Origin of the sequence: Pseudoalteromonas sp. SR45-5, assembly GCF_014163565.1 — a bacterium.
GTDB classification, from domain to species: Bacteria; Pseudomonadota; Gammaproteobacteria; order Enterobacterales; family Alteromonadaceae; genus Pseudoalteromonas; species Pseudoalteromonas distincta.
In genome coordinates, this window is the sequence record NZ_JACJDN010000696.1 from 1 (window position 1) to 1969 (window position 1969).

General features: G+C 37.6%; 2 protein-coding genes. Both read left to right on the top strand.

Annotated features, from left to right (window positions below; all coding sequences use genetic code 11):
* Positions 1-251 (top strand): DUF6795 domain-containing protein (locus H5072_RS18115; RefSeq protein ID WP_404936342.1); only part of this gene is annotated, 251 nt, incomplete at its 5' end.
* A 534-nt stretch (positions 252-785) separates the two neighbouring features.
* Positions 786-1966, top strand: a protein-coding gene (locus tag H5072_RS18120) for an IS3 family transposase (protein WP_182694347.1) whose coding sequence is annotated in 2 segments (ribosomal slippage) — positions 786-1044 and positions 1044-1966 — 1182 coding nt in all. Because the reading frame shifts where the segments join, the coding sequence is not laid out codon by codon here.
* Positions 1967-1969: the final 3 nt, after the last annotated feature.

Here is a 1969-nt window from a genome sequence, read left to right on the forward strand (position 1 = left end):
AAAAATATGACGTACACATGTGCTCTGAAGTTAAAGGGATTATTACTTTAAACGGCAATCCCGTTGAAGGTGTTTTAATTAATCGTAGCCTCAAATTTGCACATAAAATTGAAAAACAAGATCAGGTTATTACAGCTTCCGATGGCACGTTTTATATGCCAGAAGTTGTTGTTGAGTCAAAAATACCCAGTGATATGTTTTCCCATGAAGTTACTCATCAACTTATTACTGCAATTCATGGCGGTGAATAATATGAGCTTTGGAATAGTGAGCTACGTGGTATTGATGAGCCCGACGAGTACAAACAAAAGCTAAGCAGTCTAAAAGCTGACTTGGTATCACCTAATGTGGATTTTATATTTCCTAACCATGCTCATGAAAATTTAGATTTTTATTGCTGATAAAATTGGACAGTCACCTGCTAAATCCGAGCATCTCATACAACCTGGTCATAAGCTGGTTGTTGATTCAAATATTGAAGGTGTTGTTAAATTAACTCAAATTTAAGGATGCAATTATGATCGATATAAATAATTTTAACTTGGATATATATAATTTACATAAAGAAGATTTTTTATCCAGTAATGAAGAAATACTAATAAGGTTTTTCTTAATAGAAAATAATGATTTAATTCTCGTTCAATTTATTTCAGACAATAATCTCAATTCTGCTTTCTTTAATGTTTCCGATTTTCAAAGGATACCCAATGTAGTGGTACAGTGATTTTGGCCACCCATTAAGAAAGAAATGTTATGCTGATAAGCATACAAATTTGGGTGAAAAAATGACGAAATTAAAACGTGCAACGTATTCTGCAGCAATCAAATTAGAAACAGCTCAGCTTGTAGTTAACCAAAGTTATACTCAAGAAGAAGCAGCCAAAGCGATGGGTGTGGGTAAATCAACCGTTAGTAAGTGGGTTACTCAATTAAAGCAAGAGCGTAATGGCCTGCCACCATCGGCTTCGCCAATGACGCCCGAACAAATTGAAATCCGCGAACTTAAAAAGCAAATCCAACGCATCGAATTAGAAAAGGATATATTAAAAAAGGCTACCGCTCTCTTGATGTCCGACTCCCTGAACAATTCTCGTTAATTGAGAAACTAAATCAACGAGAGCGTTACCCAATTAGCGTGCTGTGTAACGTATTCAATGTGCATCGTAGCAGCTATAAATATTGGGCTATAAGGGATACAACGCCGACACCAGAACAAATAAGGCTAGAGGCTGAAGTTAGAGCAATACATGCAATGAGCGGCGGCTCAGCTGGGGCGCGGACAATCGCGGCAATAGCAACGAACAATGATTTTGAATTGAGTCGTTATCGTGCTACTAAGCTAATGGTTAAATTAAAGCTTGAAAGCTGCCAAGTACCTCAACATTCATATAAACGCGGCGGTAATGAGCACCTTGAAATTCCAAATCTGCTTGATAGACAATTTGATGTTGTTGAGCCAGATACCGTGTGGTGCGGTGATGTGACGTATATTTGGGTAGGTAATCGCTGGGCTTATTTAGCCGTTATTATTGATTTATTTGCACGTAAAGTAGTTGGCTGGGCCATGTCGTTGTCGCCAGATACTAATTTAACGCTAAAAGCGCTTGAACTCGCGTATGAAAGCAGAGGAAAACCGACAGGACTGATGTTTCATTCAGACCAGGGTAGTCACTATACCAGTTTAAAATATCGTCAACGTTTATGGCGCTATAAAATCAAACAAAGTATGAGTAGGCGTGGAAACTGTTGGGATAATGCACCAATGGAGCGATTTTTTAGAAGCTTTAAAACGGAATGGATGCCAAAGGTTGGATATGGAAATTTTATAGATGCTAAATATAGCGTTAGTGATTATATCAACGGATATTACAACAACGTTAGGCCGCATCATTATAATGCCGGTTTAGCGCCAAATGAATCTGAGGTTAGATATCAAGATTCTAAAACTGTGGCCAAATTTTATTGACCA